This is a genomic window from Nitrosopumilus oxyclinae (assembly GCF_013407165.1).
Taxonomy (GTDB): domain Archaea; phylum Thermoproteota; class Nitrososphaeria; order Nitrososphaerales; family Nitrosopumilaceae; genus Nitrosopumilus; species Nitrosopumilus oxyclinae.
In genome coordinates this window covers 1,027,895-1,041,943 of record NZ_CP026994.1, presented here as the reverse complement: position 1 = coordinate 1,041,943, position 14,049 = coordinate 1,027,895, and the positions used below count along the sequence as shown (strand labels likewise).

20 protein-coding genes are annotated in these 14,049 nt (G+C 32.1%); 9 read left to right on the top strand and 11 right to left on the bottom strand.

Going from position 1 to position 14,049, the window contains the following annotated elements; translation table 11 throughout:
• Positions 1-186: 186 nt before the first annotated feature.
• A complete protein-coding gene (locus C5F49_RS06260) occupies positions 187-822 on the top strand; it encodes a DedA family protein (protein ID WP_179362148.1) in 636 nt (211 codons plus the stop codon).
• Here C5F49_RS06260 and C5F49_RS06255 read toward each other — a convergent pair.
• From C5F49_RS06255 to C5F49_RS06240, 4 genes are all read right to left on the bottom strand, one after another.
• Positions 819-1,376 carry a DNA-3-methyladenine glycosylase gene (locus C5F49_RS06255; protein ID WP_179362147.1) on the bottom strand — a complete coding sequence of 186 codons (558 nt, stop codon included), beginning with the start codon at positions 1,374-1,376 and terminating at the stop codon, positions 819-821. The two genes, C5F49_RS06260 and C5F49_RS06255, sit on opposite strands and share 4 nt — an antisense overlap.
• Positions 1,360-1,953: a uracil-DNA glycosylase gene (locus tag C5F49_RS06250; RefSeq protein ID WP_179362146.1), complete on the bottom strand. Its 594-nt coding sequence runs from the start codon at positions 1,951-1,953 to the stop codon at positions 1,360-1,362. The genes C5F49_RS06255 and C5F49_RS06250 overlap by 17 nt, the downstream gene beginning before the upstream one ends.
• 3 nt (positions 1,954-1,956) lie before the next feature.
• The gene (locus C5F49_RS06245; protein WP_246275301.1) at positions 1,957-3,357 is read right to left on the bottom strand and encodes a TldD/PmbA family protein; all 1,401 of its coding nucleotides are present in this window, start codon (positions 3,355-3,357) and stop codon (positions 1,957-1,959) included.
• Positions 3,358-3,618: 261 nt separating this feature from the next.
• Positions 3,619-5,505, bottom strand: coding sequence for a sensor histidine kinase (locus tag C5F49_RS06240; RefSeq protein WP_179362144.1), 1,887 nt, complete (start codon positions 5,503-5,505; stop codon positions 3,619-3,621).
• Positions 5,506-5,566: 61 nt separating this feature from the next.
• On the opposite strand from C5F49_RS06240, the gene C5F49_RS06235 reads away from it, so the two are divergent.
• From C5F49_RS06235 to C5F49_RS06225, 3 genes are read left to right on the top strand one after another with little or no spacing between them, the layout of a single operon-like run.
• Positions 5,567-5,911 carry an Hpt domain-containing protein gene (locus C5F49_RS06235; protein ID WP_179362143.1) on the top strand — a complete coding sequence of 115 codons (345 nt, stop codon included), beginning with the start codon at positions 5,567-5,569 and terminating at the stop codon, positions 5,909-5,911.
• A gap of 50 nt (positions 5,912-5,961) precedes the next feature.
• The gene (locus tag C5F49_RS06230) at positions 5,962-6,318 is read left to right on the top strand and encodes a response regulator (RefSeq protein ID WP_179362142.1); all 357 of its coding nucleotides are present in this window, start codon (positions 5,962-5,964) and stop codon (positions 6,316-6,318) included.
• Between the two features lie 45 nt (positions 6,319-6,363).
• A complete protein-coding gene (locus C5F49_RS06225) occupies positions 6,364-8,184 on the top strand; it encodes a PINc/VapC family ATPase (RefSeq protein WP_179362141.1) in 1,821 nt (606 codons plus the stop codon).
• On the opposite strand, the gene C5F49_RS06220 is transcribed toward C5F49_RS06225, so the two are convergent.
• The gene (locus C5F49_RS06220) at positions 8,171-8,635 is read right to left on the bottom strand and encodes a metal-dependent transcriptional regulator (protein WP_179362140.1); all 465 of its coding nucleotides are present in this window, start codon (positions 8,633-8,635) and stop codon (positions 8,171-8,173) included. The two genes, C5F49_RS06225 and C5F49_RS06220, sit on opposite strands and share 14 nt — an antisense overlap.
• Before the next feature lie 132 nt (positions 8,636-8,767).
• Here C5F49_RS06220 and C5F49_RS06215 point away from each other — a divergent pair, with 132 nt between their 5' ends.
• Genes C5F49_RS06215 through C5F49_RS06205 form a run of 3 tightly spaced genes read left to right on the top strand, consistent with a single transcriptional unit; the run spans position 8,768 to position 10,060 of the window.
• A complete protein-coding gene (locus C5F49_RS06215) occupies positions 8,768-9,118 on the top strand; it encodes a hypothetical protein (protein ID WP_179362139.1) in 351 nt (116 codons plus the stop codon).
• Positions 9,119-9,169: 51 nt separating this feature from the next.
• Positions 9,170-9,685 (top strand): ferritin, encoded by a 516-nt coding sequence (locus C5F49_RS06210; protein ID WP_179363628.1) that lies wholly within the window; start codon positions 9,170-9,172, stop codon positions 9,683-9,685.
• Positions 9,686-9,727: 42 nt separating this feature from the next.
• Positions 9,728-10,060 carry a hypothetical protein gene (locus C5F49_RS06205; RefSeq protein ID WP_179362138.1) on the top strand — a complete coding sequence of 111 codons (333 nt, stop codon included), beginning with the start codon at positions 9,728-9,730 and terminating at the stop codon, positions 10,058-10,060.
• Positions 10,061-10,092: 32 nt separating this feature from the next.
• On the opposite strand, the gene C5F49_RS06200 is transcribed toward C5F49_RS06205, so the two are convergent.
• Genes C5F49_RS06200 through C5F49_RS06190 form a run of 3 tightly spaced genes read right to left on the bottom strand, consistent with a single transcriptional unit; the run spans position 10,093 to position 10,793 of the window.
• Complete coding sequence (locus C5F49_RS06200; RefSeq protein ID WP_179362137.1) at positions 10,093-10,266, bottom strand: hypothetical protein; 174 nt, start codon at positions 10,264-10,266, stop codon at positions 10,093-10,095.
• Positions 10,267-10,300: 34 nt separating this feature from the next.
• Complete coding sequence (locus C5F49_RS06195; protein ID WP_179362136.1) at positions 10,301-10,600, bottom strand: hypothetical protein; 300 nt, start codon at positions 10,598-10,600, stop codon at positions 10,301-10,303.
• Between the two features lie 28 nt (positions 10,601-10,628).
• The gene (locus C5F49_RS06190; RefSeq protein WP_179361846.1) at positions 10,629-10,793 is read right to left on the bottom strand and encodes a hypothetical protein; all 165 of its coding nucleotides are present in this window, start codon (positions 10,791-10,793) and stop codon (positions 10,629-10,631) included.
• A gap of 44 nt (positions 10,794-10,837) precedes the next feature.
• Here C5F49_RS06190 and C5F49_RS09720 point away from each other — a divergent pair, with 44 nt between their 5' ends.
• The gene (locus C5F49_RS09720) at positions 10,838-10,960 is read left to right on the top strand and encodes a hypothetical protein (protein WP_281361104.1); all 123 of its coding nucleotides are present in this window, start codon (positions 10,838-10,840) and stop codon (positions 10,958-10,960) included.
• 38 nt (positions 10,961-10,998) lie between these two features.
• Positions 10,999-11,439, top strand: a complete 441-nt coding sequence (locus C5F49_RS06185; protein ID WP_179362135.1) for a pyridoxamine 5'-phosphate oxidase family protein — start codon at positions 10,999-11,001, stop codon at positions 11,437-11,439.
• Here the strand turns inward: C5F49_RS06185 and C5F49_RS06180 are convergent.
• From C5F49_RS06180 to lysS, 3 genes are read right to left on the bottom strand one after another with little or no spacing between them, the layout of a single operon-like run.
• On the bottom strand, positions 11,434-12,213 hold the full coding sequence (locus tag C5F49_RS06180) for a DNA repair protein (protein ID WP_179362134.1): 780 nt from the start codon (positions 12,211-12,213) through the stop codon (positions 11,434-11,436). The two genes, C5F49_RS06185 and C5F49_RS06180, sit on opposite strands and share 6 nt — an antisense overlap.
• Before the next feature lie 36 nt (positions 12,214-12,249).
• Positions 12,250-12,450, bottom strand: coding sequence for a hypothetical protein (locus C5F49_RS06175; protein ID WP_179362133.1), 201 nt, complete (start codon positions 12,448-12,450; stop codon positions 12,250-12,252).
• 2 nt (positions 12,451-12,452) lie between these two features.
• Entirely contained in the window at positions 12,453-14,042 is a 1,590-nt protein-coding gene (gene lysS, locus C5F49_RS06170) for a lysine--tRNA ligase (RefSeq protein ID WP_179362132.1), read from the bottom strand.
• Positions 14,043-14,049 lie beyond the last annotated feature (7 nt).

Genomic DNA, 14,049 nt, shown 5'->3' with positions numbered 1-14,049 from the left:
ATATGTGGGGATTCGGTATTATTTTGAATTATCTAGTTTGATTTGCCATAAGGTGATCCTTACAATTACTGAGGCATGAGTGGTTTACGGGTAATCCGTAATTCTTTGAATGATGTGAAGATTATTCAAACTCAATATGGGAATGACTCCGTTTTCATTAAATAACGTCTAAAATTAGTTTGATTTGTGGATTTTACTGACATCTTTCCGTTTGCGCCTGATGTCGGTTATTCTCTTCTAGCTTTAGTTAATTTCTTTGGTTCTCTTGTTCCTTTTGTCCCATTGCCTGGATTTTTACTTTTAGCTACTATGTCTGTGGGTAATCAATATGATCTACATATTTTGGCATTAGTATCTGCAGTAACTGCTACTGTTGCAAAACAAATTATTTTCTATGTTAGTTATGGTGGTCGAAGAATTATCAATGAAAAAACTAGAAAGAGGATGCGTCCATTTGAGAGATTGATCAAAAGATATGGTGCAGGTGCTGCATTCTTTGCAGCTGCCACTCCGATTCCAGATGATCTAGTATATGTTCCACTAGGATTGGCAAAATATAATCCTAGAAGATTTTTTATTGCAACTCTTACTGGAAAAATAGTTCTAAGTTATTCAATTGTCTTCATTTCACACCATTTAGGATTGTCTTTAGTTGAACCTTTCCTTGAAAATATAGATGATGCAACTCCGATATACATTGGAATTATAATTTTTGGAGTGATGATGACTGCCGTTATTGTATTGCTATTGAGATTAGATTGGGCTAGGATTCTTGGAAAGTTTGCTCCTTGGACTTTGGATGAAAATAACAAAGAAGATTAAATTTTAATTTTAAAATTCCACATTTTATCTACTGCTTTTGTTATTCCTATTCTTTGTGATGTAATTATTTTTTTTGACTTTATTCCTTCAGTTATGTAGAGTTTAGATTTTTTTGTTAAATCTATCCCATAATGTTCTTTGGTGATATCTAATGCTTGTGCTAATTTTGCTGGTCCATCAGTGAGGTTTTTTAAATTTTGAATTCCTCGATTTTTTTGCATTACTTTGATTCCTTTTTCAGGCTCAATTGCACGAATGAGAACTGCTCCAGCTGCTTTCTTAGGATTTTTTGCTACTACATTGAAACAAAAATACATTCCATATGTAAAATAAACATAGGCAAAACCCCCCTCCCCAAACATTATCTTGTTTCTATCTGTAATTTTTTTAAATGCATGGCTTGCTGGATCATCATTATGTCTATATGCTTCTGTTTCAGTAATGATTCCTGATACTTCACTACGTCCTATTTTTCTAATTATTTTTTTTCCTAAGAGATTTTTTGCAACCGTAACTGTGTCTTTTGAATAAAATTCTCTAGGGAGTATAGTCAATATCAATTTTCACTTTTTTATTGTTTTTTAACTCTGTGATTAAATTAAATAATTTTACAATATCTTTTTTCAACACTGTGATTAGTTCTTGATTGTAAATGGTTGCTGCTGGATGAATTGTCAAAAAATACAATTGTTCTTCTTTTCTAACTAGTTTTCCTCTAAATTTTGTTATTTCTGAACCCCCTAATATGGAATTAAATGCAGTATTTCCTAATATGCAAATTATTTTTGGTTTAATGATTGCAATTTCTTGTTTTAGATAATCTTTACATGTTTCCCTTTCAATTGTGGTTGGAACTCTGTTTTTTGGAGGTCTACATTTTACAATGTTTGTAATGTATACTTCTTCTCTTGATATCCCTGCTTCTTCTAGAGCTATTGAAAGTTTTTTACCTGCAATACCGATAAATGGCTCGCCATTTTTATCTTCATTTTTTCCAGGTGCTTCTCCTACAAAAATTACATTTGAATGAAAATTCCCTTTACCTGGTACTGAATTAGTTCTTGTTTTAGAAAGATTACACTTTGTACATTTGATGACGTTTTGTTTAATAATCTCTAGTTTTTGATTCATTTTTTAATTTACACTCTTTACTGTGGCATTTCCTCTTATTGTTGGTCCTCCGTTCCCCATGATCATTGACTGCATTGGATCTCCTTTACCGCAATTAGTTATTGGTCTTACAGTGAAATCGTTCCCACATGCATCAATTGATTCGAAGAATTTTGGCGCTGTCCCCATGACAATGACGTCCCTTAACAAATTAGTAATTTCCCCATTTTCAATTCGCTGAGCATACTGACATGATATGCTCCAATTATATCGTTTCATATCTATTGAGGGGATTTTCATATTTGAGATTAAGTATCCGTGTTTGACTTCTTTGATAATTTCATTTACGTCTCTATCTCCGTTACCGATACATGTACATGCCATTCGTATCAAAGGAATAAATCGATAGTTTGTTGCCCTCATATTTCCTGTTGGTATAGAATCAAAATCCATAGATGTTTCCCTATTTTGCATGTGATTTTTTAAAACTCCATTTTCAACTAGAGTTGTTTTCTTAGTTTCAATCCCTTCGTCATCAAATTGATACCATCCTAAACTTTCTTTCATTGTTGGATCATCAAATACGTTGAGATTCTCGGAACCAATTTTTTCTCCTAGTTTGTTTTTCCACCATGCTCCGCCTGCCCATGCCATCTCTTTTCCTAATACTCTATCTGCCTCTGACGGATGTCCTAATATTTCATGTGTAAGTAATGATACAAAATCTGGATTCATTACCACTGTTGAATTTTCTTCTTTTACTGGTTTTGCAAGTGTTAGTTGTGATGCTTTTACTGCAATTTCTTTTGCACTTTTTTGTATTTTATTTTTATTTGTTAATTGCTCTAGTCCCCCCCTTCCCCCTTCTGTAATGTTAACTGATTGAGTTATTCCTGAATTATGGGCTGTTGCAATCATGTCAATAACAGTGTCTGTAAAATTCTGTAAAATTTCTGAACCTTCAGTATTTACAAAATATTTTGAATTAATTGTAAACCATGGATTTACGATAGATTTTATAATTTTTGGAATTTCTGAAATAGTTTTGTCTGCCTCTAATCCAATTTTTATTATATCTTCTAATTCAGGTTTTTTAATTACCAAATAATTGACTTTAGATTTATTTGCAAGATTAGGATAAAGTTTTATTTTATTTCTATTATTGCTCTTACTACTTTTTAATGAATTATCTATTGCATCTTTGATTTGCTCAAATGTTTTTGGATTTGTAATTGAACAAAAATTCCATACGTTATCTTTGATAGTTCTAATGCCTATTCCTCTATCATCATTTGTTCTCACATATTCTACTGAATTTTTTTCTATCAGTGCTGACTTTCGTTCTTGTTGTTCTGCTCTAGCATCACAATATTGAACCCCTGACTGTTCTGCATACTTGACTGCTTTATCAGCAAAATCTTGCAATTTTACATCCATGCTTTATGACATTCTGCATGGTTCGTAAATCTTCTGTTATCTAATGGCTTGATATTGCAGGCATGGTAAAATAATACTCATCTTCGAAATCATAATCTGTACTAGATTTTTTGCGTAAAAATTCAAAATATTTGGTACAATTTTCATAAAATTCCTTATTTTTCTCATGTTGTTGCTCCATATTCTATATTCAAAAATATCCATTTTGTTAAGAGTGTGAGGGATTTTAGTTCTGAAAGTTTGTTTTCTTTAAGCAGATTTTAAAGGAGTTTTGGTGTTAACTGCTTCTTCTTTTGGAATTGTAAATGAGAATGTTGCCCCTTGATTAGGTATGCTTTGAACCCTGATTTTACCTAGATGATTATCTATGATTCCTTTACAGATTGCTAATCCTAACCCACTCCCTCCTTTTTCTCTTGTAAGTGATGCATCTACTTGATAGAATTTTTTGAAAAGATCTTTTTGTTTTTCTTCTGGAATTCCTACCCCATTATCCTTAACAAAAATTTCTATTTCATTAGGATGATCTTGTAAAGTTACATCAATCTTCCCTGGATTTGGCTCAATTGCAATGATGCTGTTTTTAATTAGATTTGTGATTACCTGTCCAATTCTTTCTGGATCGTGATTGATAATCAAACTTTCAGCATTATATGTAATTTTAATATTTTTGGGATCTGCTTCTGGTTGCAAAGTTTCAATTGCTTTAGTGATTGTATTTTTAATATCTGATTTTTGTTTTGTCATTCGTAATTGTCCTAAATCTAATTTTTGTACATCCAGCAAATCTGAAATAATTGATAACAATGCTTCAGAACTTGATTTAATGATACTAATTCGTTCTTTTTGTTTATCTGTTAGTTTTCCTAAGTGTTCATTAAGCAAAATATCTGCGTATCCTTGAATTGGAACTAGTGGTGTTTTTAATTCGTGTGTGATCATCGCAAGAAATTCATCTTTTGCAATATCTGTTTTTTTAGCTTCCTCTTCTTTTTCTTTAATCGTATTTGACATCATGTTGAAGTTTGCAACAAGTTGTCCCACTTCATCTGAACCTGAATATTCTATTTTTTCACCATATACTCCTTCTTTTACTTTGGATATTGCTTTAGATATTGTATCTAGAGGTGATAGAGATTGCCTAATGATAAACAAAACTAAGAAGAATACCCCGATATCTACTCCTAAGAGAATTTGAATGATAATTTGTCCCTCTGAACCTTGAGAACTTAATTCTTCATTCCACGAATTGAGAAGCATATCTATTTTTTCAAACAAAATATTTTTTTCCACCGCCATTTCATTTTTTGCTAAATTGAATTCTGGTGATAACAAAGCCCTTTCTTGTAATGTCTCAATTTTTACTTTAATTGCTTCCCATAATGGATCTAAATCTCTTAGTGCTTCTGAATTTTCTCTTGGAATTGGTATTAATTCTTCATGAGTCATACCAACTTTTTCTACATCTAAATCTGATGTAGATAATTGCATCAGTTTTCTTAACCCTATCTCAAATTGTAAATTCTTTTCTTTTAGAATTTCTTGAGCATTCTCTCCTTCTCCTATAGAAATGAGAAGACTTTGCTGTCCTATTATTTTTGCACATTCAGCTAATTCTTTTGCAATTAGTTTATGTGGATTATAATCTCTATCTAATTTATCTAGATCTTTACTTAACTTGTCTGTTACAAGTACTAGCTCTTGATTTTTCTGTAATACATAGTTCATGGCATTTGTAGCTTCCATATCAAATACTGATGTTTTTTCCACTATCAATGCTTTAGATTTGTAAGATTCCCATGATGATAGAACTTCATTATAATCTGTAATGAGTGATGTTGGAATTATTTCTAATTTGTGACCTTTGAATTCTCCTCCGTTTCTAATGGTTGATAATGTTAATTGAACTTCTGTAATTTCTTTTTCTAGTTTTTCTTTGTCTTCTAATACTCCGTTTGCAACTGATGTAGCTAAACTTGAAATTGATTCAGCTTTTACTTTTACATCTCCTGCACCTATAATGGAATATGATTGAGATGTATCTGAATTATCTTCTTGATATAGTAGAAATAAATTAAAAACTGCAGCAGCGATGAGAATAGCTATCAAAACATATGCCTTACTAACTATTTTCATATCAAAAATCACCCATCGTACACTATAAAAATAAAGGGTGAATTTAATTTAATGATACATAATGTCTGATGAATTTATTGCAGTTGCAACCCAAGAAGTGACTGATGACATTAATTCCATTGAAAATATTTTAAAATTATGCGTTAATGATGCTGATGTATTTCAAAACGCTTCAAAATTTCAAAAACATACTCATAAAATTAAAGGTCTAGCACCCATGATGGGTAAAGAACCTCTTGGTGATTTATCTGCTTCATTAGATGATCTTTTTAAGAAAATTATTGATGGTCAGCAAATTGAAGGAGTTTTTGATTTGATTCTTGATTCTATTCCTCATATGAAAAAATCCATGAATGAAATTGATTATGATTTTAGTCAAATTGATGAGCGAATTAGACAACTCTAGTCAAAATTTGAATAATCTAGTTTTTTAATGTGGAGTTTTAATGAAAACAAATGGCTAAAATTTTGATTGCAGATGATTCAGATGCAATTCGACTTGTTTTAAAGGATATTTTATCAATTGGTGAACATGAAATTGTTGGTGAGGCAACAGATGGCGCTGAAGCAGTTGATCTTTATCAGAAATATAATCCTCAAATTCTATTGTTAGATTTGGCCATGCCGCGGAAAGATGGATTTACTGTTGTAAAAGAAATAATTGCATATGATCCTAACGCAAAAATTATTCTGATAACTGCAAGTGATGATCAAAAAGTTATTCAACAATGCTTAGAATCCGGTGCATCTTCATACATATCAAAACCCTTTGATTTTAATGGTGTTTTAGAATCAATCAAGTCTTTAATTTGAGAAAGTAAATTAGGGTATTAGTTATCTAAGGAATTGATCTAAAAATTGTCAAAAATTGTAGCTGATACTAGTGTGATTATCAATGGTCAACTTGTATCTCAAATTGAATCTGGAAGTATTAGGAATTTTGAAATCATTATCCCTCAAGCTGTGTTTGATGAATTACAATCTCAAGCATCCAAGAAAAAAGAACAGGGGTTCATAGGTCTTGAGAAAATACGAAAGCTAAAATCATTATCTGGAAGTTATGGATTAAATATTATTGTAGGTGGAACTCATCCTTCTTCAGATGATGTGAAGCTTGCTGGTAGTGGACGAATTGATTCTCTGATTGTAGATATGGCTAAACAAAATAATGCAATATTGTATACTTCTGATCATGTACAACACTTGGTTGCACAAGCAGGAGATGTTGAAACAGTATTTTTAAAATCTAGAATTAAAAATGAAACCTTAGAATTTTTAAAATATTTTGATTCTGAAACCATGAGCATTCATCTAAAAGAAAATCAATACCCTCTGGCAAAAAAAGGAAAGCCCGGTGCCTTTGTATTAACAAAGTTAAACGATGAACTTCTATCTAAGGAATATTTAGAAATGATTTCAGCCCAAATTTTGGATATTGTGAATATCTCTGATTCTACTACTCTGGAGATATCAAAAACAGGTGCATCTGTTGTTCAACATGAGGATTATAGAATTGCAATTACTCATCCTCCTTTTTCAGAATCTTTTGAAATTACAATAGTTCATCCAATTGTAAAATTATCTCTTGATGATTATTCTATTTCTGATAAATTAATGGAAAGATTCTCAGATAGTGCAGAAGGTATTGTTATTTCAGGTGCTCCTGGTTCTGGAAAAAGTACCCTTGCATCCGGACTAGCAAATTTTTATTATAAACAGGGAAAGATTGTAAAAACATTTGAGTCTCCACGAGATTTACAAGTTGATTCAGGAGTAACTCAATACAGTAAACTTGATGGAAGTTTTGATAATTCTGCTGATATTTTACTTTTAGTTAGACCTGATTATACAATTTTTGATGAAGTTCGACGAAAAGAAGATTTTGTTACCTTTGCTGATTTAAGATTAACAGGAGTTGGAATGGTTGGTGTTGTTCATGCAAATTCCCCATTAGATGCAATTCAACGTTTCATTGGGAAAATTGAATTGGGGATTATTCCAAATGTTTTGGACACTGTAGTTTTTGTTAAAGACGGTGGAATTCAAATGGTATATGATTTAGAATTAAAAGTCAAAGTTCCAACGGGTATGACTGAATCTGATTTGGCTAGACCTGTAATTGAAATTAGAAATTTTGAGAATGATGTTCTAGAACATGAGATTTACACCTTTGGTGAAGAGAATGTTATAGTTCCCGTTGGAAAAAAAGTAGATAAAATTGGAATAGAAAAACTCGCTGAGGATAAAATTAAGGAAACTTTTAGACGATATGACCCAAATGTTGAGGTTGAAATTCTATCTGATAATCGAGTTAAAGTTATGGTCGATGAACGAAATATTGCATCCATTATTGGAAGGGGAGGCTCAAACATTAATGAAATTGAAAAATTGCTCAAAGTCCACATTGATGTTGTTGAAAAATCATCTGATGATTTATCGCTAACCTCTAATGATTTACCATTTAGTTTTTCTGAATCAAAAACTGCGATTCTACTTACTGTGAATAGAGATTTTACTTCAATGCATGCTGATATCTATGCTAATGAAAAATTCATAGCCTCGGTTAGAATTGGAAAAAAAGGACAGATTAAAATCCCTAAACGTTCAGATGTTGCAAGAACATTGATGGATTTTTCATCTTCACAAAACGATATTAAACTATATCTTAAAGATTTTTAAAATTATCAATAATTTTTGGATTTGCTTTTAGAAAAGTAATAAATTTTCTTAATTGTTTTATTGTTTTTGGATTGAGATGGTGTTCAATTCCCTCTGCATCTTGGTTTGCCGTTTCATATCCTACTCCTAAAATTTCAAAAAATTCCAATAGTATTCCGTGCTTCTGCCTTATTCCCTCTGCTACTTGCATTCCTTTGTCTGTAAGATTGATTCCATGATATTTTTCATATTCTAAAAACCCGTTTTCGTCTAGTCTCTGAAGCATTTTGGTAACACTTGGTGCACTAACATTCATGTATCTCGAAATATCTAAAGTGGTTGCATATCCTTTCAACTCTACAAGTTCTCCAATAATTTCTAAATAATCCTCCATTCTTGAGCTTGAACGATTCCTTTCTAATTGATGAGCTGCTTTGATTGAATCTAGTCTTTTAGAATCCTTAGTTTTCATGTATCTTTGTATCTAAATGGAATCTAGTATAATTGAGTGTCTTTTTGTTGATTTTAGCTACTCTTTGTTGACTTGAATGTGACATGAGTTGATCTCTGTTTCTTAACTAATTTCTTCTAAATCGAAATTGGAATGGTTGATCCTCTAAAGGAACGTCTTGAAAAATTGAAGAAATTCTCTGATTCTGCTAAACGTAGAGCAAATCTGTATTCTGAAGTATCTGGAATCGATGGAAAACACACTGCACGTTCATTGGGGTCTTTGCAAAAAGCACCTGCGCCAGGTAAAAAACTACAAAAAATAGGATTTTTGATGTTATGGATACCTGAACCAACTGGTGTGACTTGTGCCATTGGAGGACCTATGATAGTTGCTGGTAGATATCTTGACAAAAAATACAATGGTTCCACTATTCATGACATTGGCCATCAGACAAAGAATAACATGTCCACGATTAATGATTTTAAAAATTCTGTAATGTGAGAATTTTAGTAAGTTTTTTTAATAGTGACTCATGAAGTCTTAATGAAAGACATGAAACTATCTACTAAAATGAAAAAAGCTCTAAATGATCAAATCCTTCTTGAAGCATCTGCAACGAACAGCTATCTTGCAATGGCATCCTGGTGTGAAGTCACAGGATATCAGGGAGCAGCTGATTACTTTTACGCTCAGTCTGATGAAGAGAGGACGCATATGCTCAAAATTGTTCGCTATCTTAATGCACTTGGTACCATCGCAACAGTTCCTGCAACAAAGTCTCCGTCTAGTTCTTACAAATCCCTTGAAGTATTGATCAACACTGCACTCAAAAATGAACAAGCAGTGACTAAAGCAATTCATAACATGGTGGAAATTGCACAAAAAGAAAAAGATCATTCAACATATGTTTTCCTTGAGTGGTTTGTAAATGAACAAGTACAAGAAGAAACAAAGTTTGAAACAATTTTACAAAAGTTTGATTTGCTTGGTAGAGATAAACTAGGAATAAATGAGATTGATAAATTCCTTGCTGCAGAAGCTGCAGCTCCAACTGAACCTGCAGCATAGATTTTCTAAAATAATTAATACCTCGTTATTTTCAACTCTTTCATGACCGTTATTGTGACAAGAAAGCCAGGTGGTGTAACTCAATTATTTAACACTGAAACTGGTAGAGTGACCTACAAGTGTAAGGCAGAATCAGCATTCATGCTAATTGAAGCTTTTGGAGGTATTGTAAAATTCAATCAAAAAGGGTCTATGGCAACTGTCACTGGTCATATTACCACCTTGGAATCTTGTGATGTCTTAAAGAAAGGACATTCAGAATACAGAGAGGCATTAACTGTTATTGTTAATGCACACAAGGAGTTTGCACAAAATGTTTCTAATTCATATCAAAAAGATATTCAAGAACTTGAAAACAAATTATCTGCTCTTTGAGTTTTTTAGAATAAATTATTATTTAAAATCAGTTATCCGTAAATCATACAATGTTCGCATTCACAAACCTCTTGTTCTTTTGATTTTTTTAGGCATTTTTTATGTTGACCTGCCTGGCATTGTACACAAATTTCTTCAATGTTATCCACAGTCGTATATTTTTTAGACTGATCAAATCCAAACCCTCCATCTTGCGGTCCTACCATACACTTACTACATTGAGGCTCTATTTCTACTTCACTAATTGATTGCTGATTTTATTGCTTCTTGTAAATCTCTCTTATGGGTTTCAATTATCCCACGTATTTCAAATGTGTCGACATATCCGCCAGCAGATGCTCTAGTTGCTTTAAGTAAATAATGTAGAGCCCCTTCCTCTATTTTTCCTACATAATATCCATAAAGAAAATCTGATTCGTCTTTACATTTCCAAATTTGTTTGATTGCTGGAAATGTTTGCTTAATCTCAGTTGGAATTTCTAGAATTCTTCTTTGAATGTATTGATCTAATGATTTTCTAATTGTTGAATCTTGAAACAACTCAAAACCTTATTGATAGACTTGCATTTTAGTCCTTTTTCTTTTTGTCTTTTTTTAGTTCACCTGGCTTGTCCCACATATGCATAGTACCTCTAACCATGAATGAACCTACAATTATGGCAACCAGTCCTGTGACTATGAATAAAAATAATTTCCCAATATCTTTGATGCTTGCCATATAGTATTCACTCATTGTATCTAGTTATAATTGTCTGAGATAAGCAATTAGATTCAATAATGAGTTTAACCAATTCTTCTCAAATGTCTAAAATTAAACAGATTGCAGCCTGGATTGCAATTATTGGTGGTGGAATTGGATTCTTCTTCTTTTCAATTGAGATGGCTGAATTCATGCGATAGTGTGAAAACTAAATACGTTCAATTTTAAAATATTATTTGTGATAACTACAGAAATTAAGGATTTTTTAAATTTACAAAAACTTGGATATGTTGCAACTGTCTCCTCTGATGGCAAACCCAACATTTCACCAAAGGGTACTATTATTGGGTGGTCTTCTGAAACTCTTGCTTTTGCAGATATTCGTTCTCCTGATACCATGAAAAATTTAATTGACAATCCTAGTGTGGAGATCAATGTAATTGATCCTCTTCTTCGTAAGGGATACTTGTTTCAAGGAACTGCTAGACTGATAAAAAATGGTGATTTGTATCAAGAAATTCTAAACCATTATAGACAAAATGGGATTAAGAGTATCATTAATTCAATCGTATTGGTAGATGTATCATGTGTGTCTGAAGTTCTTTCGCCTTTGTATGATCTCGGAATTTCTGAAGAAGAAATAAAATCAAAATGGCAAAGTCATTTTTCTTCTCTATGATTTATCAAATGATTGTGCAGTTTGTTTGATATTCTCTAAATCTTTCTTTGTTTTTTCATGTTCCGCTCTTTCTTTTTCCAATAATGATTGAACTGTTTCTAATTCTTTCAGTGTTGTGTTGAGTTTTGATTTTAATGATCCTACTACTACACTTGCAGCTTCTATAACTCCTGCCGAACTTTTTTGACTTTTATTGTCTATTCCAATGAATTCTTTTTCAGATGCTGTGAGAATACTGGCATCTTCGAAAGTATCTTTTTTATCTAATTCTTGTTTTGCATTGTATAGTCTAGAGTTTGCCTCGTCTAATTCTTTTTCAACTTCTACTTGTTGCTTTTTAATATTATGTAATGTTGCTTGCTCTTTTTCTATTTGTTCTTTAATTTCATCATGTTTTTTTGTAAATTCATTCAATTCTTCTTTTATTTTTGAATGATCTCCTTCGGTCTTGTTGAATTTTTCTACTGATTTTGAATCTTTAATTAATTCTGCTTTTTTGACTTTTTCTCTTGTTTCTTTGTATTCTCGTTGAGTGATATCCAGTTCCATCTTTTTTTGATTAAGTTCTTTTTTTACTACCATTAAACTACCTACTGTTGAATCGTACTCTTCCTTGACAGTAGTAATTCTCTGAGTAATTTCGTCTAATTCTGTTTGTTTTTCTCTGAATTCTTTTTGTAATTTTTCAACTTCTTTTTCAAGTTCAGTTTTTAGTGTTATTTCTGCACTGTTATCTGGAATGTCTTCTACTTTCTTTTTACCAAAAAATCCCATATCTAATTCCTGATTTTTCCAAAAGATGAACCTTTCTTATGCTTGTTTTACTCGCCATCTGAAAAATTTTAGGTAAAACCCAATACTGCCAATCATAATGCCCGCAATCCAGGCAATGGGTCCCAATCCCATCTCATTAGTGCTTTCTTGAGGTGCAAGAAATAGCAACAATGCTCCAAGTATGATTAATGCAAATCCTCCGCTGTTCTTTGATCTGTTATGTTCTCCGTGAACCATGATTAAACATACTCTGAAAGTGTTTTTGCTACTTGCTTTCGTCCAATGTCTGAAATGAATGGTCCTATTTTTGGTCCTCTTGAGGTTCCAAGTATGATTTGATATAATATTTTAAAGAAATCTTTTGGTTGAACATCATTTGCTTTTGCAATTTGATAAATTGTATTTTGAATATCTTCTAATTCTTCATTGCCCTCTAATGCTTCTACAAGTAATTTTAATGCCTTTTTAGCAGTATCATCTAAATCCACCTGAGTTTTTTCTTGTTCATCAAATTCATTTGAATAGTTTCCTGCAAGTTCAATGAGTTTTTCAATTTCAGGTTCTGGATTTTTAATTACACCATAATCTAACAATTTTTTCATTACTCGCTCAGTTCTATTTTCTTTGAAGATTTTTGCTAATTCAATTAATAATCTATAGTTAACATGCGTGCTTGATTGTTTTGGCGGGTTGAGGAGATTTACATATTCATACAATCCTTTATTTTTTATCAACTTTGCTTGGTTATCTACTTTGATTCGTCCAAAGTAGATGTCTTCTAATTCATTATACTCATTCATCAATCCTGGAATGTCATCAAATCCTAATTCTCTTGCACCTGTAATTCTCTTGTAAAGTAACAATAGAATTGATTTTGGGCTGCCAAATTCTAGCCATTTCTGTGCGGTAATTACATTCCCTAGAGATTTTGAAATCTTTTTTCCACCCTTGTCTAAAAACATCTCATATTTTACATGATGAGGATGTGGAAATCCTAAAATTTCATCTGCAACCCAATCATTTACTTTAACTGAATCCATGATGTCTTTCCCATATGCTTCAAATCTAATGTCAAATGCTTTCCATCTTGCAGCAAATTCTACTTTCCAAGCTAATTTACCAAGATCTTTTCCAATATCTGCCTCCCCCACATGGCCACACCCTTTGACCATTTTTGAGCCAATTTCAGTATCGTGGCAAGTGTATTTTATCTTCTTTTCATCTGCAATGTATTCTGAAGCTTCGGCAGTGTAGAGGCGATTACAATTAGCACAAACTGGAAAATACGGTAGATATTTTTGATATTTCTCTTGTCCTACTAATTCTGAAATCTTATCTCCAATTTTTGCACTGTTTTGTAGAATTGTATGAATTTGATCTTTTAGTAATCCTTGTTTGTAAGTGTCAACTGCTCTTCTAAATTCATATTTTATTCCTACTTTGTCTAATCCTTCTAGTAGAATGCTGCTCATGTGCATCCCGTAGGAATCGTGACATCCATAGGGATCCGGAATTAATGATACTGGTTTTGCAATGTGTTCTTCTAATCCAAACTCTTGCATTCCTTCAGGAATTTTTCTTAATCCATCAAGATCATCTGAATATGCAATTAATTCTGATTTGTATCCTAAATTTTCTAATGCCAGTTTAACTCCGTATGCTCTTACTGCATCTCCTAAGCTTCCTATGTGTGGAATACCAGAAGCTCCCAATCCACTTTCAACTCTGAGTAGATCTGTATTCCTTCCTAGTTCTTTTTCTCGTTCAAGTAACTCTGAAGCTAATTTGTCAATCCAAGTTCCTTTTCCTATAATTTCCTGTTCAGTCATATCTTTG